Origin of the sequence: Luteibacter yeojuensis (genome assembly GCF_011742875.1) — a bacterium.
Classification (GTDB): domain Bacteria; phylum Pseudomonadota; class Gammaproteobacteria; order Xanthomonadales; family Rhodanobacteraceae; genus Luteibacter; species Luteibacter yeojuensis.
Genome location: NZ_JAAQTL010000001.1, coordinates 1,791,749 through 1,815,234, shown reverse-complemented (window position 1 = coordinate 1,815,234; position 23,486 = coordinate 1,791,749). Strand labels below are relative to the sequence as shown.

23 protein-coding genes and 2 tRNA genes are annotated in these 23,486 nt (G+C 64.0%); 13 read left to right on the top strand and 12 right to left on the bottom strand.

Annotation, left to right across the window (positions count from 1 at the left end; all coding sequences use genetic code 11):
- Positions 1 to 130 precede the first annotated feature (130 nt).
- Together ispH and HBF32_RS08395 are read left to right on the top strand one after the other, a co-directional pair.
- On the top strand, positions 131 to 1,072 hold the full coding sequence (ispH, locus tag HBF32_RS08400) for a 4-hydroxy-3-methylbut-2-enyl diphosphate reductase (protein WP_166699213.1): 942 nt from the start codon (positions 131 to 133) through the stop codon (positions 1,070 to 1,072).
- 54 nt (positions 1,073 to 1,126) lie between these two features.
- Positions 1,127 to 1,202 (top strand) — tRNA-Thr (locus tag HBF32_RS08395).
- 149 nt (positions 1,203 to 1,351) lie between these two features.
- On the opposite strand, the gene HBF32_RS08390 is transcribed toward HBF32_RS08395, so the two are convergent.
- Positions 1,352 to 1,792: a GFA family protein gene (locus HBF32_RS08390; RefSeq protein WP_205287726.1), complete on the bottom strand. Its 441-nt coding sequence runs from the start codon at positions 1,790 to 1,792 to the stop codon at positions 1,352 to 1,354.
- A gap of 52 nt (positions 1,793 to 1,844) precedes the next feature.
- Here HBF32_RS08390 and HBF32_RS08385 point away from each other — a divergent pair, with 52 nt between their 5' ends.
- Positions 1,845 to 2,402 carry a GNAT family N-acetyltransferase gene (locus HBF32_RS08385; protein ID WP_166699211.1) on the top strand — a complete coding sequence of 186 codons (558 nt, stop codon included), beginning with the start codon at positions 1,845 to 1,847 and terminating at the stop codon, positions 2,400 to 2,402.
- Positions 2,403 to 2,434: 32 nt separating this feature from the next.
- Here the strand turns inward: HBF32_RS08385 and HBF32_RS08380 are convergent, their stop codons facing one another.
- Positions 2,435 to 2,695 (bottom strand): hypothetical protein, encoded by a 261-nt coding sequence (locus HBF32_RS08380; RefSeq protein WP_193570344.1) that lies wholly within the window; start codon positions 2,693 to 2,695, stop codon positions 2,435 to 2,437.
- Positions 2,696 to 2,812: 117 nt separating this feature from the next.
- Positions 2,813 to 2,998, bottom strand: coding sequence for a hypothetical protein (locus HBF32_RS08375; protein ID WP_166699210.1), 186 nt, complete (start codon positions 2,996 to 2,998; stop codon positions 2,813 to 2,815).
- A 180-nt stretch (positions 2,999 to 3,178) separates the two neighbouring features.
- Between HBF32_RS08375 and pilV the strand changes: the two genes are divergently transcribed.
- The 8 genes from pilV to HBF32_RS08335 all read left to right on the top strand — a co-directional run bounded on the left by pilV (position 3,179) and on the right by HBF32_RS08335 (position 11,129).
- Entirely contained in the window at positions 3,179 to 3,721 is a 543-nt protein-coding gene (pilV, locus tag HBF32_RS08370; protein WP_205287725.1) for a type IV pilus modification protein PilV, read from the top strand.
- On the top strand, positions 3,718 to 5,043 hold the full coding sequence (locus tag HBF32_RS08365) for a PilW family protein (protein ID WP_166700477.1): 1,326 nt from the start codon (positions 3,718 to 3,720) through the stop codon (positions 5,041 to 5,043). Before pilV ends, HBF32_RS08365 begins: the two co-directional genes overlap by 4 nt.
- 18 nt (positions 5,044 to 5,061) lie before the next feature.
- Positions 5,062 to 5,682 (top strand): pilus assembly PilX family protein, encoded by a 621-nt coding sequence (locus HBF32_RS08360; RefSeq protein WP_166699209.1) that lies wholly within the window; start codon positions 5,062 to 5,064, stop codon positions 5,680 to 5,682.
- Positions 5,683 to 5,684: 2 nt separating this feature from the next.
- On the top strand, positions 5,685 to 9,389 hold the full coding sequence (locus HBF32_RS08355; protein ID WP_205287724.1) for a pilus assembly protein: 3,705 nt from the start codon (positions 5,685 to 5,687) through the stop codon (positions 9,387 to 9,389).
- Positions 9,390 to 9,405: 16 nt separating this feature from the next.
- Complete coding sequence (locus HBF32_RS08350) at positions 9,406 to 9,834, top strand: type IV pilin protein (RefSeq protein WP_166699207.1); 429 nt, start codon at positions 9,406 to 9,408, stop codon at positions 9,832 to 9,834.
- Positions 9,835 to 9,841: 7 nt separating this feature from the next.
- Entirely contained in the window at positions 9,842 to 10,444 is a 603-nt protein-coding gene (locus HBF32_RS08345; protein WP_166700476.1) for a GspH/FimT family pseudopilin, read from the top strand.
- Between the two features lie 51 nt (positions 10,445 to 10,495).
- A tRNA-Val gene (locus HBF32_RS08340) sits at positions 10,496 to 10,570 on the top strand.
- Between the two features lie 229 nt (positions 10,571 to 10,799).
- On the top strand, positions 10,800 to 11,129 hold the full coding sequence (locus HBF32_RS08335; RefSeq protein ID WP_166699206.1) for a lipid-A-disaccharide synthase N-terminal domain-containing protein: 330 nt from the start codon (positions 10,800 to 10,802) through the stop codon (positions 11,127 to 11,129).
- A gap of 100 nt (positions 11,130 to 11,229) precedes the next feature.
- Here HBF32_RS08335 and metH read toward each other — a convergent pair whose 3' ends face one another.
- From metH to HBF32_RS08320, 3 genes are read right to left on the bottom strand one after another with little or no spacing between them, the layout of a single operon-like run.
- Positions 11,230 to 13,929, bottom strand: coding sequence for a methionine synthase (gene metH / locus HBF32_RS08330; protein WP_166699205.1), 2,700 nt, complete (start codon positions 13,927 to 13,929; stop codon positions 11,230 to 11,232).
- Positions 13,926 to 15,008, bottom strand: a complete 1,083-nt coding sequence (locus HBF32_RS08325) for a homocysteine S-methyltransferase family protein (protein ID WP_166699204.1) — start codon at positions 15,006 to 15,008, stop codon at positions 13,926 to 13,928. Before HBF32_RS08325 ends, metH begins: the two co-directional genes overlap by 4 nt.
- A gap of 14 nt (positions 15,009 to 15,022) precedes the next feature.
- Positions 15,023 to 15,949: an ArsR/SmtB family transcription factor gene (locus tag HBF32_RS08320; RefSeq protein WP_166699203.1), complete on the bottom strand. Its 927-nt coding sequence runs from the start codon at positions 15,947 to 15,949 to the stop codon at positions 15,023 to 15,025.
- Positions 15,950 to 16,119: 170 nt separating this feature from the next.
- Here HBF32_RS08320 and HBF32_RS08315 point away from each other — a divergent pair, with 170 nt between their 5' ends.
- Positions 16,120 to 17,280, top strand: coding sequence for an acyl-CoA dehydrogenase family protein (locus tag HBF32_RS08315; RefSeq protein WP_166699202.1), 1,161 nt, complete (start codon positions 16,120 to 16,122; stop codon positions 17,278 to 17,280).
- A 151-nt stretch (positions 17,281 to 17,431) separates the two neighbouring features.
- Positions 17,432 to 17,815: a VOC family protein gene (locus HBF32_RS08310; RefSeq protein ID WP_166699201.1), complete on the top strand. Its 384-nt coding sequence runs from the start codon at positions 17,432 to 17,434 to the stop codon at positions 17,813 to 17,815.
- Positions 17,816 to 17,862: 47 nt separating this feature from the next.
- Here HBF32_RS08310 and HBF32_RS08305 read toward each other — a convergent pair whose 3' ends face one another.
- The 6 genes from HBF32_RS08305 to HBF32_RS08280 form a co-directional block, all read right to left on the bottom strand.
- Entirely contained in the window at positions 17,863 to 18,672 is an 810-nt protein-coding gene (locus HBF32_RS08305; RefSeq protein ID WP_166699200.1) for a GSU2403 family nucleotidyltransferase fold protein, read from the bottom strand.
- The gene (locus HBF32_RS08300) at positions 18,669 to 19,850 is read right to left on the bottom strand and encodes a hypothetical protein (protein ID WP_205287723.1); all 1,182 of its coding nucleotides are present in this window, start codon (positions 19,848 to 19,850) and stop codon (positions 18,669 to 18,671) included. Before HBF32_RS08300 ends, HBF32_RS08305 begins: the two co-directional genes overlap by 4 nt.
- A gap of 94 nt (positions 19,851 to 19,944) precedes the next feature.
- The gene (locus HBF32_RS08295) at positions 19,945 to 20,481 is read right to left on the bottom strand and encodes a hypothetical protein (RefSeq protein WP_166699198.1); all 537 of its coding nucleotides are present in this window, start codon (positions 20,479 to 20,481) and stop codon (positions 19,945 to 19,947) included.
- A gap of 65 nt (positions 20,482 to 20,546) precedes the next feature.
- Positions 20,547 to 21,530 (bottom strand): DUF2235 domain-containing protein, encoded by a 984-nt coding sequence (locus tag HBF32_RS08290; RefSeq protein ID WP_166699197.1) that lies wholly within the window; start codon positions 21,528 to 21,530, stop codon positions 20,547 to 20,549.
- A 71-nt stretch (positions 21,531 to 21,601) separates the two neighbouring features.
- A complete protein-coding gene (locus HBF32_RS08285) occupies positions 21,602 to 22,534 on the bottom strand; it encodes a phosphatidate cytidylyltransferase (protein WP_166699196.1) in 933 nt (310 codons plus the stop codon).
- Positions 22,531 to 23,196 (bottom strand): CDP-alcohol phosphatidyltransferase family protein, encoded by a 666-nt coding sequence (locus HBF32_RS08280; RefSeq protein ID WP_166699195.1) that lies wholly within the window; start codon positions 23,194 to 23,196, stop codon positions 22,531 to 22,533. The genes HBF32_RS08285 and HBF32_RS08280 overlap by 4 nt, the downstream gene beginning before the upstream one ends.
- Between the last annotated feature and the right edge of the window lie 290 nt (positions 23,197 to 23,486).

Genomic DNA, 23,486 nt, shown 5'->3' with positions numbered 1-23,486 from the left:
TCGCGAGGTTCCCTCGCCGCTATAGCGGCTCCTACAGCGAGCTCCCCGACCTCGTGCGATAATCGCCTGGTTCCTGCGCCCGACGGCGCTCAAGCCCGCAACCAGGCCTCAGCGGCCTCCGAGGTTCCCCTTGGACATCGTCCTCGCCAATCCCCGCGGTTTCTGCGCCGGTGTCGATCGCGCCATCGCCATCGTCGAACGCGCCCTCGAATCCTATGGCGCGCCGATTTACGTGCGCCACGAAGTCGTGCACAACCGTTACGTCGTGGAGCGCCTGCGCGCCGACGGCGCGGTGTTCGTCGAGGAACTGGACGAGGTGCCGGACGGTTCCACGGTGATCTTCAGCGCCCACGGCGTGCCGAAGTCCGTACGCGAGGAGGCCGACCGCCGTCGCCTCAACGTGTTCGACGCCACCTGTCCGCTGGTGACGAAGGTGCACATGGAAGTCGCGCGCCTCGGCCGCGCCGGCCACGACGTGGTGCTGATCGGCCACGCTGGCCATCCCGAGGTGGAAGGCACCATGGGTCAGTGGAACCCGGCCAACAGCGGCAGCATCTACCTGGTCGAATCCGTGGAAGACGTCGAGGCGTTGGAGCCCCGGCAGCCGGACAAGCTGGCCTTCGTCACGCAGACCACGTTGTCGGTGGACGACACCATCGCCATCATCGGCGCGTTGCGCGCGAAGTTCGCGACCATCGAAGGCCCCCGCAAGGACGACATCTGCTACGCCACGCAGAACCGCCAGGACGCCGTGCGCCGCCTGGCCGACGCCGTGGACCTCGTGCTCGTCGTGGGTTCGGTCAACAGTTCCAACTCCAACCGCCTGAAGGAGCTGGCCGAGAAGCGGGGCGTCACCTCCCACCTGATCGACGGCGCCGAGCACATCGAGCGCAGCTGGCTGGACGGCAAGTCGCGCATCGGCGTCACCGCCGGCGCCTCGGCTCCCGAGAAGCTGGTCCAGGAGGTGATAGCCCGCCTGCAGTCCTGGGGCTCGGGCAGTGTCCGCGAACTCGACGGCGAGGCCGAGAACATCACCTTCGCGCTGCCGAAGGAACTGCGCCTGGCCGGTTGAGGGCCGCCCAAGGCTTGCACGGCGCCCCGGGGTTCCCCTAGAATTCCGCTTCTCGCCGGAATAGCTCAGTTGGTAGAGCGCGTCATTCGTAATGATGAGGTCGTAGGTTCGATTCCTATTTCCGGCACCACCGAATTCCCTCCCGAACTGCCACTGCGCGGTCCCGGAGGAAACAAAGAAACCCGCTGCCGCGGGTTTTTTTGTTTCCATGAAGCGCGAACTGCCCACAGGGGACGCTTTGTGTGGGAGCCGCTTCAGCGGTGCCCACAAAGTCTGCGCCTATCCGAGCCCGAGTGCGCCGGCGAGTTCGCCCATCGCGGGTGCCTCGGGCCACGTGCGCACGCCGGGCGGAATCGTTATCCAGGCCTGCTTGCGGCGTGTCCACATGTGGGCGACGCAGTCGAGTTCGTTGCTGCGGTCCAGGGTGCCGGCGCGCAGCACCGCGAAACCGTGTCCCGAATTCGTGTTGTAGACCCGGGTATGGCACGTGGGGCAGATGCGCTGGCGCGACACCCGGCCTTGAGTGCCTTCGAGTTCGTAGATCGCAACCTCCCCCGTGACCCTCAGCGTATCGCCGGGCAGCACGCAGCTCTGGCTGAAGGCGACGCCCGTCCAGGTCTGGCAGTCGAGGCAATGGCAGGCGTAGCTGGGCGGCAGCGCCTCCATGGAAAGCGCATATCTCACCTGCCCGCAGCGGCAGCCACCGGTAATCGCACTCAAGGTATCCACTCCTGACTTGCGGGGGAAAGCAGAATCCGAAGAGGATACTGGAATGGACGACCTCGACTTCACTGCCATCGCCACGCCCCGCCTGCGCCTCGACCGGCTCGCGGCCGACGACGCCCCCGTGTTGTACGCCTACCGGGGCGATGACGCCGTGGCGCGATTCCAGGGCTGGAAACCCGGCGAACTGGCGGAGGTGGAGGCGTTCATCGCCAAGCAGTCCGGCCAGGCGTTCGCGGCACCCGACAGCTGGTTCCAGCTGGCCATCCGCGAACGGGCATCGGGCGAGCTTGTCGGGGATCTCGGCATCCACTTTCCGGCCCGCCATGTCGATGCCATCGAATTCGGCGTCACGCTGATGCCGGCGCGGCAGGGAAGGGGATATGCGCGCGAAGCGCTGGGTGCGGTCCTCGATCTCGCCTTCGGCGCATGGGGCTACCGCCGCGCGGTGGGTTCCGTCGATCCGCGCAACGTCGCCAGCATGGCGCTGCTGCGTTCGCTGGGTTTCCGCCAGGAGGCGCACCACGTGGAGAGCTGCCTCGTGCGCGGCGAGTGGACGGACGATGTCGTGTTCGCGTTACTGGCCCGGGAGTGGCCGTTCAAATGATGGGTATTCGGCGCGAGCCGCCGATGGCACGTTCAGGCCAGTGACAGACGCGCGAGGGCGGAGGGGCTGGGCGGTGGAAGATGCCGGAGCGGCGCATCGGGGATGAACCGCCAGTCGCCGAGGCGACGCGGCAGGCGCGCGGACGGATGCCGCTCGCGGAGGTCGCGCACGGCATCTTCGGGAAGATCGTAGCGGCCGACTTCGATGTCGCCGCGGAGGGCGCGCCAGCGGTGCCCGTGGCGGACGATGCGGAACGGTGTATCGGGTGACGAAAAGACATACTGCGCAAGCACGGAACGGACTCCTTCTTAGCCCGCTCATTCTCCCCGTGTTTCCGTGACCGCTTCGTTATGCGTACGGGACGCCGTCGTGTCTGTGGAACACGCGGCGTCGTGTCGGTCGATGACCGTTCAGTCTGGCGCCTTCGCCGGCACGAACGGGGACACCGGATCGCTCGCCGGGAAGGTTTCTTCCAGTGCCTGGTCCTGGTTCTCGTCCGTGTGGTGCTTGCGGTTCTTTCTTTCCGCCTCGGTTTCCTGGTGCTTGGGCTGGGTGTGGTCGGGGTGGTTGACGTCCTGGCGGTCGTGGCTGGTCATGCGATGTCTCCACTCTCTTGGGCGTGGGACCTATCGGGCGCGCGCGGCCGTGAATGGCAGGTCGCCGCGGGGTGGACGCCGCTTGTCGGAATAATTCGGCCGACCGTCGGCTGAAGCTCGGCATTCCATTCAGGTTTAGTTACCGTCAGGTCGTCCGAATGGTTGTTGGGGGAAGCCAGCGTGATCCACGTCCCGTCGCCGCGCGCGCAGCGCGGTGTGTCGATGATCGAAGTCCTGGTCGCGGTGCTGATCTTCACGATCGGCCTGATCGGCCTGGGCGGCCTTCTGATCACCGCCACGAAGTCCAATGCCTCCGCCCTCGTCCGCACGCAGGTCACGTTCCTGGCCAACAGCATGGCCGATCGCATGCGCGCCAATCCGCTCGGGTTGTGGAACGCGAAATACGATTCCACGAACTATCCGATCAGCGGCACGCTGCCCGTCTGCGACGCCAGCAAGGGCTGTGCCCCGGCGGACGTCGCCTTGCGCGACCAGATCGTGTGGAGCCAGCAGCTGAAGGACTCGCTGCCGGCGGTCGGACCGACCAGCATCCAGTGCGTCAAGGGAGCGAATCCCCCCGACTCGTCGCTGTATTCCAAACGTCCTCCCTATAACGGCACCTGCACGATGACGATCACCTGGGCCGAGCGTGGCCTCACCGGCGGCGACGACAAGGTCGCGGCCGGGAACCTGCAATCCTTTACCTGGGTGTTCGAGCCATGACTCTGTTCCGTTCCTCGCGGCGCGTCCGCGGCGTCACCCTGGTCGAGTTGATGGTGGCGCTGGTGCTCGGCCTCATCGTCGCCGGTGGCATCGTCACGGTGTTCCTTTCCACATCGTCGAGCAACCGCGCGCAGACCCAGCTCGCGCGCCTGCAGGAAGAAGGGCGCTTCGCGGTCACGCGTATCGCCAGCGACCTGAAGATGGCCGGCGCACAGTACTGCAGCGGCACCAGCGGTGTAGCCACGGTGGCCGACAAGAGCGGTGTCGCGCTCGATTCCCTGCGCTCGCCGACGGTGCTCGCCAAGGATCTCACCTTCCCGCAGAACACCACGCCCTGGGGCGATCCGTACCCGGCGAAACCCACGGCGGCCTATTCGTTGCCCTCGTTCTTCTACATGCGCGGCTTCGACTGCACGAAGAGCACCTGCGCCCCCGACAGCCCGCCAACGGCGGACGACGGCGTCCCCGCGATGGGCGACAAGGTCGGCGACCGCGTGAAGGGCGCGGCGGTGTTGCAGTTGCGCTACGTGGATTCGGGCCGCGGCTGGGCCATCGGTGGCGCGAGTACGGTCGTCGGCAACAACGGCCTGATCAGCTCCATCCACATCGAGCCGAAGACCGCCCTTGGCGAGGCGAAGCTCGATGGTATCGCCGACAATGAATTCATGATGCTGGCCGACTGCTCCACCGCGCAGATCTTCCAGACCACGGGCAATCCGGACTTCGTGCCGGTGGACACCGCAGGCAACTTCTCCGCGCCGCGCGCCCTCACGCCGCAGTCGGCCCCGCGGTTCTTCCGCATGAAGACCGATTTCCGCACCATCACCTATTTCCTCCAGGTGGTGAGCGACGACGGCACCGAGACCGGCGCCAAGACGGGTGCGCTCATGCGTTGCGACAGCGGCAACACGCCGGCCTGCCAGGAACTGGTGCGCGGCACCGAACGCCTCGACTTCACCTACGGCATCGAGGATGCGAACGGCCTCCTGCATTACCTGACCGCGGACGAAGTCGATTCGCGCGCCGCCAACACCATCGATTGCCCGACGGGACCGCCCGGTTCGACCGCGACCGACCAGGGTTGCCTCTGGCGCGCTCTGAAGACCGTGGAAGTGAACCTGCTGATGGACGGCCAGGCGCCGCTCTACACGCTGCAAGGCCCGGATATCGCCTACGCGTATTCGCCCGAGGGCAACACGACGCCGAAGGCGCCCGACGACCGCGGCGACAACGGCATCGCGCCGTCCGAACAGGGCTTCCCGAACCAGATGCTGCGCCGCCAGTTCGGCACGCTGGTCATGATGCGCAACTACAACCCGTAACGGCGAGGACACCACGCCATGAACCGTCACTTCGATTTCAACGCTCCCCGCCGCCAGCAAGGCGTGGTGCTCGTCGTCGCCCTGATCTTCCTGCTGCTGATCACGATGCTCGCCGTCAGCGCCTCCGGCACGTCGCTGCTGCAGCAGAAGCTGGCCGGCGGTCTCCGCAATGCGCAGCTCGCCGAGTGGAGCGCCGAATCCGCCATCCGCGGCGTGGAATGGCAGCTATGGCGGTCGAGCTCGAGCAAGAGCGCGCAGATCCAGTGCGGCAGCGGCGCATACTCGAGCTGCTACCAGTACGATCCGAACGCACCCGCCACGTCCAAGGTCCAGGTCTTCCGCAATTCCACGGGTTGGGTGACCGATGGCGCCACGGAATACGACGCCACGGACCTCACTGCGGCGAGCTCGGACAAGACGTTTGGGCTGGGCAGCAATCCTTATTACATCATCGAGGACCTGGGCCTCGACCTGCCGCAGAACTCCGGTCCGCAGCATGAGTCCGGCGTGACTTCCTCCACCGGTACGGGCAATACCAGCACCAGCCGTCACCTTTACCGGATCACCGCGCGTGGCATGGGCAACAATTCCAACGCCATCCGCATCATCGAAACCACGTTTGCCGCGAAGGCCGAATGACCATGTCCGCGACATCCAAATTTCAGGGATTCGGCGCCTTCGTCGCGACGCTGGCGCTGTGCGCCTTGGCGGCGCCGATGGGGATTGCTTACGCGACCACGACGGACCTGGCCACCACGCCGCCGGACGTCGCGGTCAGCGTCGCTCCGAATATCGCGGTGACGTTTGACGATTCGGGTTCGATGGGCGCGACGCACTTGCCGGATGGGCTGGATTCCTTGCTCCCTACCAATAACAGGGGTAATCCAAGTGGCGACGTGACGACGAAATACTATTTCTCCGCCAATAGCAATTCCCAGTATTACAACCCCAACATCGTCTATCAGCCGCCACTGAAATCCGATGGCGTCACACGGTTTCCGGATTCCTCATACACAAGCGCACCTCGCGATGGCATTTGCTACGAGATAAAGGGTTCGGCAAGCGCGTGTATTGGAGGCACCGGTAGCGGATTCTTGGTCGATCTCTCAAAGGATTTTCGTACCGCATTCGCTAATCAGACCGGATCTGGCCGCAATGCGAGTCAGACCGGCCTTTGGAACATCAGTACTACCATCGGCGACGCAGGAGGTTTCTATTACTCGTGCCCGACCGTGAACAGCAGCACGAACTGCACGCTCGTAAAAATTCCGAGCACCCAGCAGAAGAATTTTGCGAACTGGTACAGCTACTACCGCACCCGCAACCTTTCCTCGCGAAGCGCCATCGCCAATGTGTTCTCCACGTTGAAGTCGAATATCCGAGTGGTCTGGCAGACCATCAATACGGGTACGAAACTAGTGAAGGGTACAACCCGGTTCGATCCGTTCGCGGGTGACGCCCGGACATCGTTCTTCAACTGGCTATACGCCGTGGCCAACAGCGGCGGTACGGAATCCCGCTCGAGGATTGACGCTGCGGGTCAGATGTTTACTTACGGCAAAGGCGTAAATGACTCCACCAACCCCTATTGGGAGGTGGACCCAAGCGATTCAAACAAGGGAGCGGAGCTGAGCTGTCGCCTGAATTACAGCCTGTTGGTGACGGACGGCTATTGGAATCAATCGGCCAGCGGCCTCACGCCGTCGAACGACTATTCCCGTGGTGCGATCTCTTTGCCGGACGGCGTGACTTATCCTGGCAACGGCGGTAGCGTGGCATCGAAGATATTCTGGAACGTCCCCGTCTCGGGACTGACATCGATGGCCGACCTTGCCCTCTACTATTGGGCCACCAACCTGCGCCCGGATTTCAAGAAGGCCGACGGTACCGCGAAGCTCGATGTGCCGCCGTCTATCACGGATTACACCGACCAGAACGGCAAGCCGGTTGCATGGGACGGCATCAGCACGATGCCAGCCTCGATCTATTTCAATCCGGCGAACGACGTGGCCACCTGGCCGCACGTGGTCCAGTACATGATCGCGCTTGGCATCAGTGGCCAGCTCAATTATCCGGGCGACTATGCGCAGCTCCGCGCCGGTACCAAACAATGGCCTGCTGCTTCGACCAAGACCAATACCGAACCCACGAATCTCGACGACACCTGGCGCGCTGCCATCAACAGCCGCGGTCAGTACTTCAGCGCACGCGATCCCGCAACGCTCTCGACGGCATTGCAGACCCTGTTGACCCGCATCCTCGGTCGCAACAGCTCGGGTGCTCCGGGCGCGCTGAGCAGCTCCGTGCTGACCGGCGATGGCGTGGTGTATGAAACCGGTTACAACAGCGCCAATTACAGTGGCTCGCTCAAGGCCAAGACCGTCGATGTCGACGGTAACGTGAGCACCAATGCGTTGTGGAGCGCCGGCGACCTGCTGACGGCGCGCGCCAAGGCGGGCGACAACCGCGTGATTTTCACCAGCACGGCGGTGGGGGCGGGGAACGGTGCGGCCTTCACCAGCACGGGAGCCGGTACTGCCCTGAAGGCGGTCGACTCGACGATCGACGGCAACATGATCGCCTACCTTCGTGGCGATACCACCAACGAGGGGACGTTGTTCCGTGTGCGTGCATCGACGCTCGGGGCGATCATCAATTCCCAGGTCGCATACGTCGGTGCCCCTTCGGGTGGCTATAAGGATGCCTATCCGACGGGTGCTCCCGAGATGGAAACGGGCAACGATGGCGCCCTGAAGTACAGCTACGAGAAGTTCGTCAACGATCACCTGAAACGCGCGCCGACCATTTACGTTGGCGCGAACGACGGCATGCTGCACGCGTTCGACGCGACGCTCCCGACGACCAAGAGCGACGACGTCGACGTGACGCCCTCGCCGGGCAACGAACGCTGGGCCTATGTGCCGTTTACCGTTTACGACAAGCTCAGCTACCTCACGCCGGTCTCGAATTTTACCTTCCGGCCGACGGTGGACGGTGCGCCGGTGACACGCGATGTCTTCTTTAGCAGCGGTACCAACAAGGGCTGGCATACGATCCTCGTTGGCGGGCTCCGCCTCGGCGGCCGCGGTGTGTACGCCCTCGATGTCACCGACGCGGCCGCGTCGGAGACGGACGCGAAGTCCAAGGTGCTCTGGGAGTTCAACAACACCAGCAAGAACGCCGGCGGCACGGTCGTAGGCGCGAACCTCGGCTACACCTATGGGCGGCCGAACATCGGCCGCCTGGCCAACGGCAAGTGGGTGGTGCTCGTCCCCTCGGGCTATTTCCCGTCCGACACGGCCAGCAAGCCCTATGACAAGTACGCCAACGATGCCGCCGCCAAGCGCACGCAAAGCTCGCTGTTCGTCCTGGACGCGCAGTCGGGCGAGCTCATCAAGGAGCTGGTGACGCCCACTGGCACGACCAGTTACGGCCTGACCACGCCCGTCCTCGGCGACTACGAAAACGACCAGATCGACGACGTGGCTTTCGCCGGCGACCTCGTCGGCAATCTCTGGCGCTTCGACCTGACCAACTCGGATCCGAACAAGTGGAGCGTCTCGCTCCTCTACCAGCCCAATGGCGACGGCACCGCTGGCAAGCCGGGTCCGGAAGATCAGCCCATCACGGTCATGCCTCGTCTGTTCCCGGACCCGACGTCCCCCTACTTCATGGTGGTCTTCGGCACGGGCAAATACTTGAGCGCGTCCGATAACACGGCGACGGATGCGACCAAGGTACAGTCGGTCTACGGCATCCGCGACCGCGGCCCGGGCAGCACGAATACGGTGGCGGGGCGTTCCACGCTCGTCGCGCAGACCCTGGTGGAATCGAACAACGCGCGCGGGCTGACCCGGTCGCCCGTGCCGGCTACGACTCAGGACGGTACCGCCATCGACGGCTGGTACATCGACCTGAAAACCACCTCGGGCGGAACGCAGACCAATAAGGGTGAGCGCGTGGTGGTGGATGCGACGGCGCTGTTCGACAGCGGCCGCGCCATCATCACGAGCCTGATCCCGGGCAACGACGATCCCTGCAATCCGGTCCGCCGCGGTGCCATCCTGGTGGTCGACGCGGCCACGGGCGGCGCGGCCACCGGCGTGAACGTGGGCTCGGGTACATTCGGCTCCGGTTACGCCGCCGCGGGCATCCGCGTGGAGAACGTGCCGATCTCGGGCTCGCTGCCCGCGGCGACGGCCATCGGTGGCGGTAAGATCGCCCTGCCTGGGCTTACCATGGACAGTGGCGGTGGCGGTGGCAGCGACGATGACGGTGCCTCGTTCCATGTCGACGACGCGGTCTGGCGCCGCCGTTCCTGGCGGGAGCTCAATAATGGTCTGTAACGGGGGGAGTGGGCCGATGCGCCGGTTTGGATGGACAGGTAAGGGTTTCACCCTGATCGAGCTGATGATCGTGGTCACCGTGATCGCGGTGCTCGTGATGATCGCCTTGCCCGCGTACACGAAGTACACGTTCCGCGCGCGGCGCGGCGAAGGGCAGGAACTGCTGCTTCGCCTCGCCAACGCGCAGGAGCGCTACTACGCCACCTACAACAAGTACGCGCAGGATCCGGTGACCGACCTGAAGTTCGCTTCGAACAAGAGTGCCGGCGGCTACTACACGATCAAGATCGAGCAGCTCGACGGCACGACGTTCGATACGGGCTATATCGCCACCGCGGTGGCGAGCGGGAGCCAGGCAGGCGATAGCTGTAAGGACCTGACACTGGATTCGCGCGGCAACAAATCCCAGACCGGGTCGAACACGGCCAACGGCCGCTGCTGGTGATGCGGCGATGACGCTCCCGAAAAACAAGGGCTTCACGATCCTCGAGCTGATCGTCACGGTCACCGTGCTGGCCGTGCTCATGGCCATCGCCGTGCCGACGTTCCGCGGAACGATGCGCCGGGCGCACCTCAGCGACAGCGTCAATACGCTCGTGGGCGATCTCCAGTTCGCGCGTTCCGAGGCGGCAATGCGCCACAAGTTCGTTTCGGTATGCCGCAGCCTGGACGGCAAGGCGTGCGCCACCGACGACTCCAACTACGACGTTGGTTACATCGTCTACGCCTACGACGCGTCGGCGGACGGAGCGAACCAGACGTACGACGCCAGCGATTCGACCCATGAGCTGCTCCGCACCACGCCGATCACCACGGATGTGTCCATCCAGGCGACGGACGGGGACGTGCTGACCTTCGGCCAGACCGGCCTCCCGGCCGCCAACGGCACCCGGACCGCGATGGAGTTCGTGTTCTGCTCCCGGCAGGCGGGGAAGACGAAGGATCCGGGCGAGAACAACAGCGAATCGCCCGGGTCGCGGGTGATGCTGGGTGTCTCCGGCTCGCTGATCAACACCAAGCTGGCCAGTTCCGCCAGCTGCCTGCCGACGGAATAGCCCGGGGTGATTGACCTCCTTCGGGGGAGCCCTTAAAATGCCCCGCTCGATGGGCGGTTAGCTCAGCGGTAGAGCACTGCCTTCACACGGCAGGTGTCACAAGTTCGATCCTTGTACCGCCCACCATCGTCTTTGCAAAGACCCGGCCTTGTGCCGGGTTTTTCTTCGTCGGGCAGCACAGGCCGCCGGCCCGGCGTAGCAGCGAACCTTTACACGGCAGGTGTCACAAGTTCGATCCTTGTACCGCCCACCATCGAATTCAAGGAACCCGGCCTCGTGCCGGGTTTTTTTTCGCTAAGCCACCGTCAATGCCCGGCCCTTAAAATGGGCAACCCGCGCGCACCCGGATACCGCCATGCATGAAGCCCTGACCGAGTTCCATCTGCTGACCCTCACGCCGTGGAAGATCATCGGCCTGATCGGCACCTTGCTCTTCACCGCCCGCTGGTTCGTCCAGTTCTATGCGACGAAAAAGAACAAGAAGGTCACGGTGCCGATGTCCTTCTGGTACCTGTCGGTGAGCGGCAGCGTGCTTACGCTGGCGTACTTCATCTGGGGCAAGAACGACTCGGTGGGCATCATCCAGACGGCCTTCCCGATGCTGGTGTCGTTCTACAACGTCTTCGCGCACCTGAAGCACAGGGACAGGCAGGAAACCGTCAAGCCCGGCGGCCCGGAAGACTGAATCGGGCGTTGTAGGAGCCGCTATAGCGGCGAGGGGAACCGGCCTCGCCGCCTCACCGCTCCGTAGGCTTCTCGCCGCTATAGCGGCTCCTACACTGGATTCAATCCGGGTCGTAATCGAGGTACGGCGCCAGCCAGCGCTCGGCTTCCGTGCGATCCCAGCCCTTGCGCTTCGCATAGTCCTCGACCTGCTCGCGGGTCAGGCGGCCCACGACGAAGTACTGGCTGTCGGGGTGCGAGAAATACCAGCCGGAGACCGCCGCGGTGGGATACATCGCGAAGTTGTCCGTGAGTTCGATGCCGGTCCGTTGCGTCGCCCCGAGCAGATCGAACAGCGTGCGCTTCTCGGAGTGTTCCGGACAGGCCGGGTAGCCCGGGGCCGGGCGTATGCCGCGGTAGGCCTCGGCGATCAACGCGTCGTTGTCCAGCGTCTCGCCCGGCTCGTAAGCCCAGAATTCCTTGCGCACGCGCTCGTGCATGCGCTCGGCGAAGGCCTCGGCCAGCCGGTCGGCCAACGCCTTGAGCAGGATCGCGGAATAGTCATCGTGCACCGCCTCGAAACGGGCCACGTGCGCGTCGATGCCGAGGCCCGCCGTGACGGCAAAACCGCCGATCCAGTCCTCCACGCCGCTGTCGCGCGGCGCGATGAAGTCGGCGAGGCAGAAGTCGGGGCGTTCCGCCGGTTTGTCCGCCTGCTGGCGCAGGTGGTGCAACGTGGCGGCCGGCTTGCGCTTGCCCGTGCCAGGCTCGGCATAGACCTCGATATCGTCGCCATGCTGCGCGGCCGGCCAGAATCCGATCACGCCGCGTGCGCTGAGCCACTTTTCGGCGATCAGCGTGTCGAGCATCGCCTGTGCGTCGGCATACAGTTCGCTCGCCTGCGCACCGACGACTTCGTCGGTGAGGATGGCCGGGAACTTGCCCGCCAGCTCCCAGGCATTGAAGAAGGGCGACCAGTCGATATACCCGCGCAGTTCGGCCAGGTCATAGTCGTCGAACACGGTGATGCCGGGCGTGCGCGGGACCGGCGGCCGGTAGGCCTGCCAGTTGCCCTGGTAGCGCTGCGCGCGGGCCTTCGCCAGCGGGACCAGTTGTTTGCCGGCACCACGGTTCCGATGGCGTTCGCGCACTTCCGCGTATTCGGCCTTCACCTTCGCCATGAAGTCGTCGACCAGTTCCTTGCTGACCAACGACTGCGCCACGCCCACGGCGCGCGAGGCGTCCTTCACCCATACCGTGGGCGACGTGTAGTGCGGCTCGATGCGCAGCGCGGTGTGCGCGCGCGACGTGGTCGCGCCGCCGATCATCAGCGGCACACGGAAATCCTGGCGCTGCATTTCGCGCGCTACCTGGCTCATTTCCTCCAGCGACGGCGTGATGAGGCCGGAGAGGCCGATGATATCGGCGTTCTCGGCGCGCGCCGTGTCGAGGATCTTCTGCGTGGGCACCATCACGCCGAGGTCGATCACCTCGAAGTTGTTGCACTGGAGCACCACGCCGACGATGTTCTTGCCGATGTCGTGGACGTCGCCCTTGACCGTGGCGAGCACGATCTTGCCGTTGTTCTTGCCCGCGTCGCCGGAGTTGCGCTTTTCTTCCTCGATGAACGGGATGAGATGGGCCACGGCCTTCTTCATCACGCGTGCGGACTTCACCACCTGGGGCAGGAACATCTTTCCGGCGCCGAACAGGTCGCCGACCACGTTCATGCCGGCCATGAGCGGGCCCTCGATGACGTCGAGCGGGCGCCGCGCGGCGAGTCGCGCCTCCTCGGTGTCCTCGACGACGAACTGGTCGATGCCGTGGACAAGGGCGTGACTGAGGCGTTCCACCACGGGCTTCTCGCGCCAGGCGGCGGTTTCCACGGCCGCCTCGCCCTTGCCACCCTTGTAGCGGTCGGCGATGTCGAGAAGGCGCTCGGTGGCGTCCGGGCGGCGGTTGAGCACCACGTCCTCGACGCGCTCGCGCAGTTCCTCCGGCAGGTCGTCGTAGATGGCCAACGCGCCGGCGTTGACGATGCCCATGTCCATGCCCGCGGCGATCGCGTGGTAGAGGAATACGGAATGGATCGCCTCGCGCACCAGGTTGTTGCCACGGAAGGAAAAGGAAACGTTGGATACGCCCCCGGAGACGTGGGAGGAGGGGAAGCGCTTCTTCAGCTCGCGCGTGGCCTCGATGAAGTCCACGGCGTAATTGTTGTGCTCCTCGATGCCGGTGGCGATGGCGAAGATGTTGGGATCGAAGATGATGTCTTCCGGCGGGAAGTCCAGCTCGCCCACCAGGAGTTCGTACGCACGCGAACAGATCTCGACCTTGCGTTCCTTCGTGTCCGCCTGGCCGGCCTCGTCGAAGGCCATGACGACCACGGCGGCGCCGTACTGGCGTACGCGGCGCGCATGTTCGACGAAGGCGACCTCGCCTTCCTTCATCGAGATGGAATTGACGATGCCCTTGCCCTGCATGCAGCGTAGACCGGCTTCGATCACGCTCCACTTGGAGGAGTCGACCATGATCGGGACCCGGGCGATATCGGGCTCGGAGGAGATCAGGTTGATGAAGCGGGCCATCGCCGACTCGGAGTCGATCAGGCCTTCGTCCATGTTGATGTCGATGATCTGCGCGCCGTTCTCCACCTGTTGGCGGGCGACATCCACCGCTTCCTCGTAGCGGCCTTCCTTGATCAGCTTGCGGAACTGGGCGGAGCCGGTGACGTTGGTACGCTCGCCGACGTTGATGAAATTGAGGTCCGGCGTGATGACCAGCGGTTCGAGGCCGGAGAGGCGAGTGTATCGGATGCTCATGCGGCTTGCGCGGTGTCCTTGGGTGAGCGCGGCGCGTAGGGCGCCACGGCGGCGGCGATGGCCGCGATGTGGGCGGGCGTGGTGCCGCAACACCCGCCCACGATGTTGATGAGGCCGTCGGCGGCGAAACCGCGGATGGTTTCGGCCATGCTCTCGGGCGTCTCGTCGTATTCGCCGAAGGCATTGGGCAGGCCGGCGTTCGGATGCGTGCTCACGGCGCTGCCGGCGATGCGGGACAGCATCTGTACGTGCGGCCGCAGGTCCTCCGCGCCCAGCGCGCAGTTCAGACCCACGGACAGGGGCTGGATGTGTTCCACCGAATAGAAGAACGCCTCCGCCGTCTGTCCGGAGAGCGTGCGGCCGGAGCGGTCCGTGATCGTCCCCGAGATCATCACGGGCACGCGCGCGCCCAGCTCGTGGAACAGCTCGCTCAGGGCAAACAGCGCGGCCTTCGCGTTCAGCGTGTCGAAGATGGTTTCGACCATGATCGTGTCGGCGCCGCCTTCGACAAGGGCACGCGCGGACTCGATGTAGTTCGCCTTCAGCTCCTCGAAGGAGATGTTGCGGAAGCCGGGGTCGTTCACGTCGGGCGAGATGGAGGCCGTGCGACTCGTCGGGCCCAGCACGCCGATGACGAAGCGCGGCTTGTCCGGCGTGCGCGCGGTCATCGCGTCGCAGGCTTCGCGCGCGATGCGCGCGCCTTCCCGGTTGAGCTCCGGTACCAGGTGTTCCAGGTGGTAGTCCGCCTGGCTCACGCGCGTGGCGTTGAAGGTGTTCGTTTCCACGAAGTCCGCGCCGGCTTCGAGATAGGCCGTGTGCACGCCGCGGATGATATCCGGCTGGGTGAGCAGCAGGAGGTCGTTGTTTCCCTTGAGGTCGCACTCGCCGGGATGGTCGTGGCCATGGTCGTGCGTGCTGTCGTGGCCGCCGGCGAAGCGCTCGCCGCGGTAGCCGGATTCGTCCAGCCGGTGGCCCTGCAACATGGTGCCCATGCCGCCGTCGAGGATCATGATGCGTTCGGCGAGGGCCTTCTGGATGAGGGCGACGCGCTCGGGGTGCAGCCAGGGCAGGTGGCTCATGGGATTTCCTTCGCTCAAGGCTTGCGGGCAAGCAGGCTGATGACTTCGAAATGCGGCGCACGGCGCTCGCGGCTCAGGCGTTCGCAGCTGACGACGTCCAGGCCCGCCTTCCTCGCCATGGCGGTCAGCTGCTCGCAGGCAAAGCCGAGGTTGCGATGGTCGAACGGTTCCACGACGGCGCGATGGTCGTGTTCGCCGAGCGTGGAGGCGAGCACGCGGCCCCCGGGTTTCAGCACGCGGGCGACTTCGTCGAACACCTTCTGCGGTTCGGTCGAGTAGGTGAGGGCGTGCAGCAGCAGGACAAGGTCGAAGCGGTGCTCGGCGAGATCGAGGGCATGCATGTCGCCGGTGCGGACCTCCACATTGGCAAAGCCGGAGAGGCGCTGGCGGGCCGCCTCGACGACGCGCTCGGAGCTGTCGATGCAGACGATGGAATGGGCATGCGGGGCAAGCAGTTCGGCGGTGACGCCGTCGCCGGAGGCGATGTCCAGGACGTCGCCGGTGGCGAGGAGCTGCAGAAGCGAGCGCGCGAGGGTTTCCCAAGTCCGTCCCGGTGAGTAATGGCGTTCCATGTCGCCGGCGACGGTATCGGCCCAGCCTTCGGCGCGGGCGCGCTGGGCCAGCACGGCGGGCAGCCGCTCCGCATCCTCGCGGAGCAGGGCGTCGCTCAAGGTGTCGCGCAAGGAGGCGACCAGGGCCGCGAGGGTGGGATCGGCCTCGGCGTTGGCCCGATAATAGGCCGACACGCCTGCGCGGCGATCGCGCACCAGTTCCGCCTCCTTCAGTTTGGCGAGGTGGGTGGAGACACGCGGCTGGGCCAGATGCAGGACGGCGGCCAGTTCCGCGACCGTCAGTTCTTCGCGATCCAGCAGGGCGAGGAGGCGGACACGGGTAGGGTCGGCCAGGAGCCGGAGCGCCGTGGAGGCCGTCGACAGGTCCATCCAACATCCTTATATCGCGATATAGAGATACATAGGATGCGTCCGCCAGCGGTCAGCGTCAAGGTCGGATGTTGCAGTGCACGGCGGCAAGCAGCCGAACGCCCGTTAGAATGGCGGGCTTGTCTCCACCCCAAGACTGCCGCCCGCCAGGCCGGCGAGAGGAACACCCCATGGATTTCCGCTTTACCGACGACCAGCTGTCGATCCAGTCCATCGCCCGCGATTTCGCCCAGAAGCGTATCGTCCCCGTGGCCGCCGAACTCGACGCCAAGGGCGAGTTCCCCCTGGAGAACATCCAGGAAATGGGCCAGCTGGGCCTGATGGGCATCGAGGTGCCGGAAGAGTACGGCGGCGCGGGCATGGACCCGGTGGCCTACGTCCTGGCGATGGTCGAGATCGCGGCCGCCGACGCGGCCACCTCCACCATCATGTCGGTGAACAACTCGCTGTTCTGCAACGGCATCCTGAAGAACGGCACCGAGGAACAGAAGCAGAAGTACGTGCGCGCCATCGCCTCGGGCGAGGCCATCGGCGCCTACGCGCTCACCGAGCCGCAGTCCGGCTCGGACGCCTCGAACATGCATACCCGCGCGGTGAAGAACGCCGCCGGCGACTGGGTCATCAACGGCAAGAAGAGCTGGATCACGTCGGGTCCCGTCGCGCGCTACATCGTGCTGTTCGCGGTCACCACGCCGGGCATCGGCGCCAGGGGCGTGTCGGCCTTCGTCATCGACACGAAGCGCGAGGGTTTCCTTGCCGGGAAGACCGAGCCGAAGCTGGGCATCCGCGCTTCCGCCACCTGTGAAATCGAGTTCCACGACTACGTGTGCCCGAAGGAGGACATGCTGGGCGAGGAAGGCAAGGGCTTCTCCATCGCCATGGGCGTGCTCGATGCCGGCCGCATCGGCATCGCGTCGCAGGCGGTGGGCATCGCCCGCGCGGCCTATGAAGCCACCCTGCAATGGTCGCGCGACCGCAAGGCCTTCGGCCAGCCGATCGGCACCTTCCAGATGACCCAGGCGAAGATCGCCGACATGAAGTGCAAGCTCGATGCAGCCCTGCTGCTGACGCTGCGCGCGGCCTGGACGAAGGGCCAGGTCGAGAAGACCGGCGGCCGCTTCGGCACCGAGGCCTCGATGGCCAAGCTGGTCGCGTCGGAAGCGGCGATGTGGATCACCCACCAGGCGGTGCAGATCCACGGCGGCATGGGCTACTCGAAGGAAATGCCGCTCGAGCGCTATTTCCGCGATGCGAAGATCACGGAAATCTACGAAGGCACCAGCGAGATCCAGCGCCTGGTCATCGCCCGCGCGGAAACCGGGCTGCGCTGAGGCCCCGGGTCCCGTCCCCGGCCTCCTTGTAGGAGCCGCTATAGCGGCGAGAGCAATCTTGCCATTCCGCGGCGAGCTTTCCTCGCCGCTATAGCGGCTCCTACAGTCGTGGCGCTAAGCTCCCTCGGCACAAACTTGCCTGGGGCTTCTCATGATCGACCACACCGGCGTCACCGTCAGCGACTTCGAGCGCAGCAAGCAGTTCTACCAGGCGGCGCTCGGCGCCATCGGTTACGAGTTGCTGATGATCTTCCCGGCCTCGACTACCGGCCGCACCGATGTCGCCGGCTTTGGCGAAGACGACAAGGCCGATTTCTGGATCACCCAGGGCGAGCCGAACCGGCCGCCCGTGCACGTCGCCTTCCGTGTCGCCTCGCAGCAGCTCGTCCGCGCGTTCCATGAGGCGGCCCTCGCCGCCGGTGGCCGCGACAACGGTCCGCCCGGCCCGCGCTCGCACTACAGCGCGGGGTATTACGGCGCCTTCGTGCTCGACCCGGATGGACACAACATCGAGGCGGTCTACCAGGCTCCTTAAAGCCCCGCCGTCGCCCCGACGGACGCCTGGGCCAACAGCCCCGGTCTTCATGTCAATACTTCGGCCAATATCGCAGCGCACATTGCCCGCATCCGTTCCGGAGCTAGGTCGCGATCCACGGGGATCGCCGCCGCATCGCGGATCCGGTCATTCATAGTTGCGAACATTTCCTCCTTCGCCTGTAACGCACGTTGCACCCATTTCTCGTGCATCGAAGGTCGCACTTCGTCGCGCCAGAGCAGGGTCAGATGCTCAAGTTCCGGCCCGAAAAGTTCGAGCGTGTCGTGAATGTAAAGGAGGTCTTGAGCTTTCTTGCTACCGTGGCGGTCATCGTGGATCAGCAGCTTCTGCACGATGAAACTGACGGGATTCGGAATTCGCAGGTCCGATAGTGCGGGCGCACCCCAGTCGGGGGGCAACGCTACCGTCCAGGGAGACTGGAGAAGAATGTCCAGGTAACGCAGCCGCTGGGCCGTGATGCCCGCCTTTTCCAGCGTAACGATCCGCTTGCCCTCCCGTGTGGTTTCACGGCCGATAAGAGGGGTCAGGAATTCGGCATAGAAACCACCCGCGTCATCGTCACCCAATGTGTACTGCGAGACTGGAGGGCGATGATTGCCAGTCAATTGCTCTTCGAAGCCCGCTTCCTGTAGACATGCTTTGATGCTGCCTTCGAGTCGCTCACCTTCCGAGAACGCTACGTCGGCATCCAGCGTGGCCAGGGGCTGATAGGCAGGCGCGTCGGCTTTGGGATGAAGCCGATAAAGGCGATGGGCCCAGCCGCCGATGAATACGAGTTGGTGGCCCCATGGAGATAACGTTTCGACCAGCTTTGCGAAAGCGGCGCGATCATTCATTCGGAATATCCCAGGACGTTCGACAGTACCTTGTGCTTCAGGAGATCGGCCTGTTCGGCGCCGCGCGAAGGATTCGCCGATACATCGAGCCAGATTTGGAGAACATCGGACACCAGAACGTCGTCGACGCGCACCGCGCCTCGGAACAATGATTGAGGCGCATTCGACTGCTTGAGTATGATCTGTGCCGGTTCTCCGTCTCTAGCCGGCACGAGGTCGCTCCAGTCACCGAAAGCAGCCGAGATCTGCCGAACATAGACATATGGCACCACGCCGCTGACATGACCGATGTGCAAGAGGTCCGCCGCGGAAAACAGGCCAATGCATCCATCCAAGCGCTTCACTACCTTATGGAGTTGGCGCGCACCCCCTCCCGGAATCAGATAAGACATGCGCAATTCGGACGATGACCGCACGGCAGCCGACTGCCAGCGGTGAAAAAGCTCGCGACGGCGGACAAGCTGAAATGAGCGTCCCGCGTCTTCAAGGAAGCCGTCTTCCTTCAGGCGGCGCACGAAGCGCGATGCGCTCATGGCAGATACCTGTGCGGCATCGGCCAGGTCCGATGCCGAACGATATTCGCCACGGGGGGCATTCAACAGGCCCTCTGGTAGTTCGGGCGCCAGAAGCACCTTGAGCATCCATTGGTTGAGGTCGGAGAAGAGGTCCGAGGCCTTGCGCACCGACTTGTCCTTGCCGGGGTGATGCGGTGCCTCGACATTCATGCTCTCCAGGTCGGGGCTGCCGATGAACTGGCTTGCGCCTACTTCCGACACCAGACCCACCGCGACGTCACGGGCATAGTCGCGCTGGAACTGCTCGACTTTGCGGAGAAGCGAAGAGGAGGCGTGGTTCACCTGTACAACCGCAAGGGGGGACATGACACCGAGTTCGGCATATCGGCGCGCCTCTAGGATGGCCTGCGACAGCAGCGGTAGGACACGATCGGGGCGGCCTTCCCCAGCAGATTTAATTTCGACAACGTAGTGCAGAGAGCCTTTGCTGATCACGAGATCCGGTCGGAAATCCTTTTCAGCGGGTTCTGCGTCTACGGCCCAGCCATGCTCGCGAAAAAGGCTGGCCAAGTGGGCATCGGCCGCGACATTGTTCTGGTTCAGCGAAGAGGCCATGATCGAGACAGAGTCAGTTACCGTGGCCATGTTATATACCACGGCCATGTTAAATACCATGGCCGTGGTATGTTGAGGGCGAATATCTGTTAAAACAAAGGCTTACCTTCATGTTTGGAAGGCGTGCCGGCATCGTTTTCACCTAAAGCGAACGCCCCATGCTCATCTGCGCCTGCTGCATGCGTACCTCTTCCTGCATCTGCGCCTGCCGCTGGTCGTATTGTTGGATCTGGGCGATGGCTTGCTCGGGGTAGGGTGGCTCACTGTCGAGGTCGATCTTCGCCGGCCTGGTCAGTACGCCTGTCCCTATGAATTCGATGGTCGATTTCTCCTCGTCCAGACGCACTTCCGAAAGATTGTCGGCGGTGATCCGGCTCGCGTGGCAGGCGACGGTGAATTGCATCAGACGGTCTTCCGACGCCTGGGGGACGCAGCGCTCCAGTTCCTTATAGAGCCGGTGGTTGGGATTTTCCGGATGGCGCGGGTCCTCGAGGCCAAGTCTGGAGTCCAGCGCCATGGTGAGGCCTCGGATATAGGCCGGCGCTTCCGTCAGGCTCGGGGTGGCTTCCTGCGCCCTGCCGCGCGACGGGGCCTGCTCTTGTTCGAAGTCATGTATAGCAGTCGACCAATGGTCAGAGCTGCGCGCCATCGTCGTGTTCAGTGAAGCGACGACTGGCACCTCGATACGCTTTTCCGGCCCATCGAACGGTGTTTCGACAGCCGTGATCGTGGCGGCGTCCTTGCTTAGTTCAATGCGGTCGATGCGGTCGATGCGGTCGATGCGGCCGAGGCCATCGGAACGGGTGGCAACGACCAGGGCGGCGCTTCTGCCGGTGGCGTGATGGAAATGGGGTCCGGCAGTCGCGGCAGTGATTCGGTGAGTTGTGGCGTAACACGTTGCCAGTTGAACCGGTTTGCCAGTGCTTGATCCACCGGATCGGCGTCGCGACAGATATCGACGATCTTGCAGTTCGCCAACTCGTCGCGCAGGTTGCGCTGGCCGTCCTTGTCCATGCGCAGGCCGAAGGCGGCGGTCGCGCCGGTGGCCTGGAAGATGGTGAATTGCGCGGGATCGGACGGCACCACACGATGCGTGAACAGCGGCCGGTCGGTCAGCGCGTTGAGGTAGTCGGCCATGCCATTGAAGGCCAGCGTTTCCAGCCCCGCCTCGTCGTTGCCCCCGCCGATGTTCGAATGCCCGCCCGGAAGGGTGGCACTCAGGAAACGGCCATCGTCGGACCAGTCCGGATCGAGGATGGTCTGGTGCAGAAACAGCTCGCGCTGTTCGTCGCGGGCGATCTGCGAGAAGCCGGACAGCACGGATTTGGGTAAGCGTGCGTCGTAGTTCTTCGGCAGGTTGGTGCCGACCGGGTCGAACAGGCCGACGGCCTGAGCCACCTCGCCGGGAGGCACGAGGATTTGCGACGATTCCACGGTGAGGTTGCCATGAGCGTCGCGGCCGAATTTCAAACCTTCGGGATGGGCGATGCCAAACTCGTCGACAAGGCGGGCGAATCCGGGGACCAGGACGGCACCACGACTGTAGCCGACGCCAACCACACGGAGGCAACAGCGGCGGCGAGTGGAGCGATGACGGCGACGGCCGCCTTCCGTGAGCGCATGAGGGTGTTCCTTGCGAGGTGGGCAAGGATGCTCAAATAAGTGGCGCGACCTGGCAATAATCTGTTGCTGACATGTGTTGTAGGCCGCGCCGGACGGCGATTTCATCGATCACCTGCGGCGAGTGCGGTTAAGCCGGGGCTTCAGATGTTTCGGAATCGACAGTCTGAGTTGTCTGGTTATTCGTAGAAGAATCTCACCGTATGGAAAAAGACAGGCGCGGAGAAATACACGGAATCCAGTCGATCGAGCACGCCTCCATGGCCTCCGATCAACGAACCCCAGTCCTTGACTCCATGGCTCCGTTTGATGGCCGAGAGGGTTAGCCCGCCAAGGAATCCGCAAAGAACGATCAGCACGGACATGGCGAGGGAAGCCATCGGCGAAAAGGGTGTTATCCACCACATCAATCCGCCGATGACCACAGCAGAAAGGCCGCCTCCGACCAGGCCTTCGATCGTCTTTGACGGGCTGACCCGTGGTGCGAGCGGGTGTTTACCCACGATCCTGCCAAAGACGAACTGGAACACATCGCTCATCTGGGCGACCAGCAAGAGATAAATTATGAGCAGGATGGTTTGGTCGTCATGGCCCGGAATCCGAATCAACCAGAGCGCCGGTACATGGCTGATGCAGTAAGCGCTTAGGAGGAGTCCGAACTGAACCTTGGCACATCGATCGAGAAATCGATCGGTTTCGCCACGAAGCGCGGATATTGCAGGCAGGAGCAGGAAGCCGTAAAGGGGGATCAAGATCGAAAAGAGTCCATACCATCCGATTCCAATCAACCCGTATTGCAGCGTTATCAGGACACAGAACGACAGCGCCAGTGGCCAGCGATCCGCACGTGAAGGTGGCGAAAGCGCCATGAATTCCTTCAGTGACAAAGCCGACAAGATCGCGAAGAACGCCAGCGTCACGCTCTTTCCGGCCCACAGGCAGATGCCCAGTATCAAGGCCATCACCCACCAAGCCCGGATGCGCTGGTTAAGGTTCGCCACCATCGTCGAGCGAGCTCCTTCAGGTGTCCTTCGGTCGAGGCGCCAACCTATGAGGCTGGCTATCAGCAGTACACTCAGGATCAGGGCCGTCACTACCAAGAGCCGGTTCATTCCTTTTCTCTTATAAAGGCCGAGGTCACCTGGAATGAGGACCGACGGGGCTTCTCTCGAAGACTGCGGACGATGTGTTGCGATCGTCGGACCAGGGTCAGGCTCGTCAACAAAATCAGAGCCACCGCGCCCAGCCAGAAGCTCCAGAAGGGCGCCCGCCAGATCGACTCAAGCGCGGCAGCGGCGCAGGTGGCGGTCAGCATAGCCATGCGATGAGGCTTGGCACCGGGGCCTCGAAAGTCCTCACCGAACCCGAGCGAGGCGCCAAAGGCGCGTAGGTAGGCCGTGCTCAATGCCAGACAGGCAATCAACCATCCGAGATAATCCTGGTCGACCGCGTATCCCAGTGGCACCAGAAGAAGTACGTCCGCGAGACGATCGGGTACCTCGTTGAAGAACCGTCCGGAGCTTTCCGCCTTGTCACCCTCGATAGCAATCATGCCGTCCAGCAGGTTGCATAGCAGGCGCAGTTGGATGGCGACGATGACGCCAACAAGAGCCGCTGGAGAATGAGGGGACGCTCCGAATAAGACTGTTCCGATCAGTGCGAAGACCACTGATAGCGCCGAGATCTGGTTGGGTGTAATGCTGCGCAGGGCAAGGATACGTGCAATCCCCCGAACAGCGCGCGTGTCGCGGCTTCTGATGGGTCGTCGGTGCATGAAGAATTCCTTCTACCTGCAGATTTCCTTCGCCGTGGAGCTACAGCCGCCAGAACAGCCGTCGAAACCAAGAAACAGGTTGATGCAACAGGCCGGGCCGTAGGCTGCGGCAACCGCGGCAACCGCGGCAACCGCGGCAACCGCGGCAGCGAGTGGAGCGGTGACGGCGACGGTCGCCTTCCGTGAGCGCATGAGGGTGTTCCTTGCGAGGTGGGCAAGGATGCTCAAATAAGTGGCGCGGCCTGGCAATAATCTATTGCTGACATGTGTTGTAGGCCACGCCGGACGGC

Coding starts and splice junctions, on each gene's coding strand:
- HBF32_RS08280 (WP_166699195.1), bottom strand. CDS start 23,196: ATGCACCGACGACCCATCAGAAGCCGCGACACGCGCGCTGTTCGGGGG.
- metH (WP_166699205.1), bottom strand. CDS start 13,929: ATGAGCATCCGATACACTCGCCTCTCCGGCCTCGAACCGCTGGTCATC.
- HBF32_RS08315 (WP_166699202.1), top strand. CDS start 16,120: ATGGATTTCCGCTTTACCGACGACCAGCTGTCGATCCAGTCCATCGCC.
- HBF32_RS08285 (WP_166699196.1), bottom strand. CDS start 22,534: ATGAACCGGCTCTTGGTAGTGACGGCCCTGATCCTGAGTGTACTGCTG.
- HBF32_RS08335 (WP_166699206.1), top strand. CDS start 10,800: ATGCATGAAGCCCTGACCGAGTTCCATCTGCTGACCCTCACGCCGTGG.
- HBF32_RS08350 (WP_166699207.1), top strand. CDS start 9,406: ATGCGCCGGTTTGGATGGACAGGTAAGGGTTTCACCCTGATCGAGCTG.
- HBF32_RS08305 (WP_166699200.1), bottom strand. CDS start 18,672: ATGAATGATCGCGCCGCTTTCGCAAAGCTGGTCGAAACGTTATCTCCA.
- HBF32_RS08290 (WP_166699197.1), bottom strand. CDS start 21,530: ATGAAATCGCCGTCCGGCGCGGCCTACAACACATGTCAGCAACAGATT.
- HBF32_RS08365 (WP_166700477.1), top strand. CDS start 3,718: ATGACTCTGTTCCGTTCCTCGCGGCGCGTCCGCGGCGTCACCCTGGTC.
- HBF32_RS08355 (WP_205287724.1), top strand. CDS start 5,685: ATGTCCGCGACATCCAAATTTCAGGGATTCGGCGCCTTCGTCGCGACG.
- HBF32_RS08320 (WP_166699203.1), bottom strand. CDS start 15,949: ATGGACCTGTCGACGGCCTCCACGGCGCTCCGGCTCCTGGCCGACCCT.
- HBF32_RS08310 (WP_166699201.1), top strand. CDS start 17,432: ATGATCGACCACACCGGCGTCACCGTCAGCGACTTCGAGCGCAGCAAG.
- HBF32_RS08360 (WP_166699209.1), top strand. CDS start 5,062: ATGAACCGTCACTTCGATTTCAACGCTCCCCGCCGCCAGCAAGGCGTG.
- HBF32_RS08325 (WP_166699204.1), bottom strand. CDS start 15,008: ATGAGCCACCTGCCCTGGCTGCACCCCGAGCGCGTCGCCCTCATCCAG.
- HBF32_RS08300 (WP_205287723.1), bottom strand. CDS start 19,850: ATGGCCGTGGTATATAACATGGCCACGGTAACTGACTCTGTCTCGATC.
- HBF32_RS08375 (WP_166699210.1), bottom strand. CDS start 2,998: ATGACCAGCCACGACCGCCAGGACGTCAACCACCCCGACCACACCCAG.
- HBF32_RS08385 (WP_166699211.1), top strand. CDS start 1,845: ATGGACGACCTCGACTTCACTGCCATCGCCACGCCCCGCCTGCGCCTC.
- HBF32_RS08345 (WP_166700476.1), top strand. CDS start 9,842: ATGACGCTCCCGAAAAACAAGGGCTTCACGATCCTCGAGCTGATCGTC.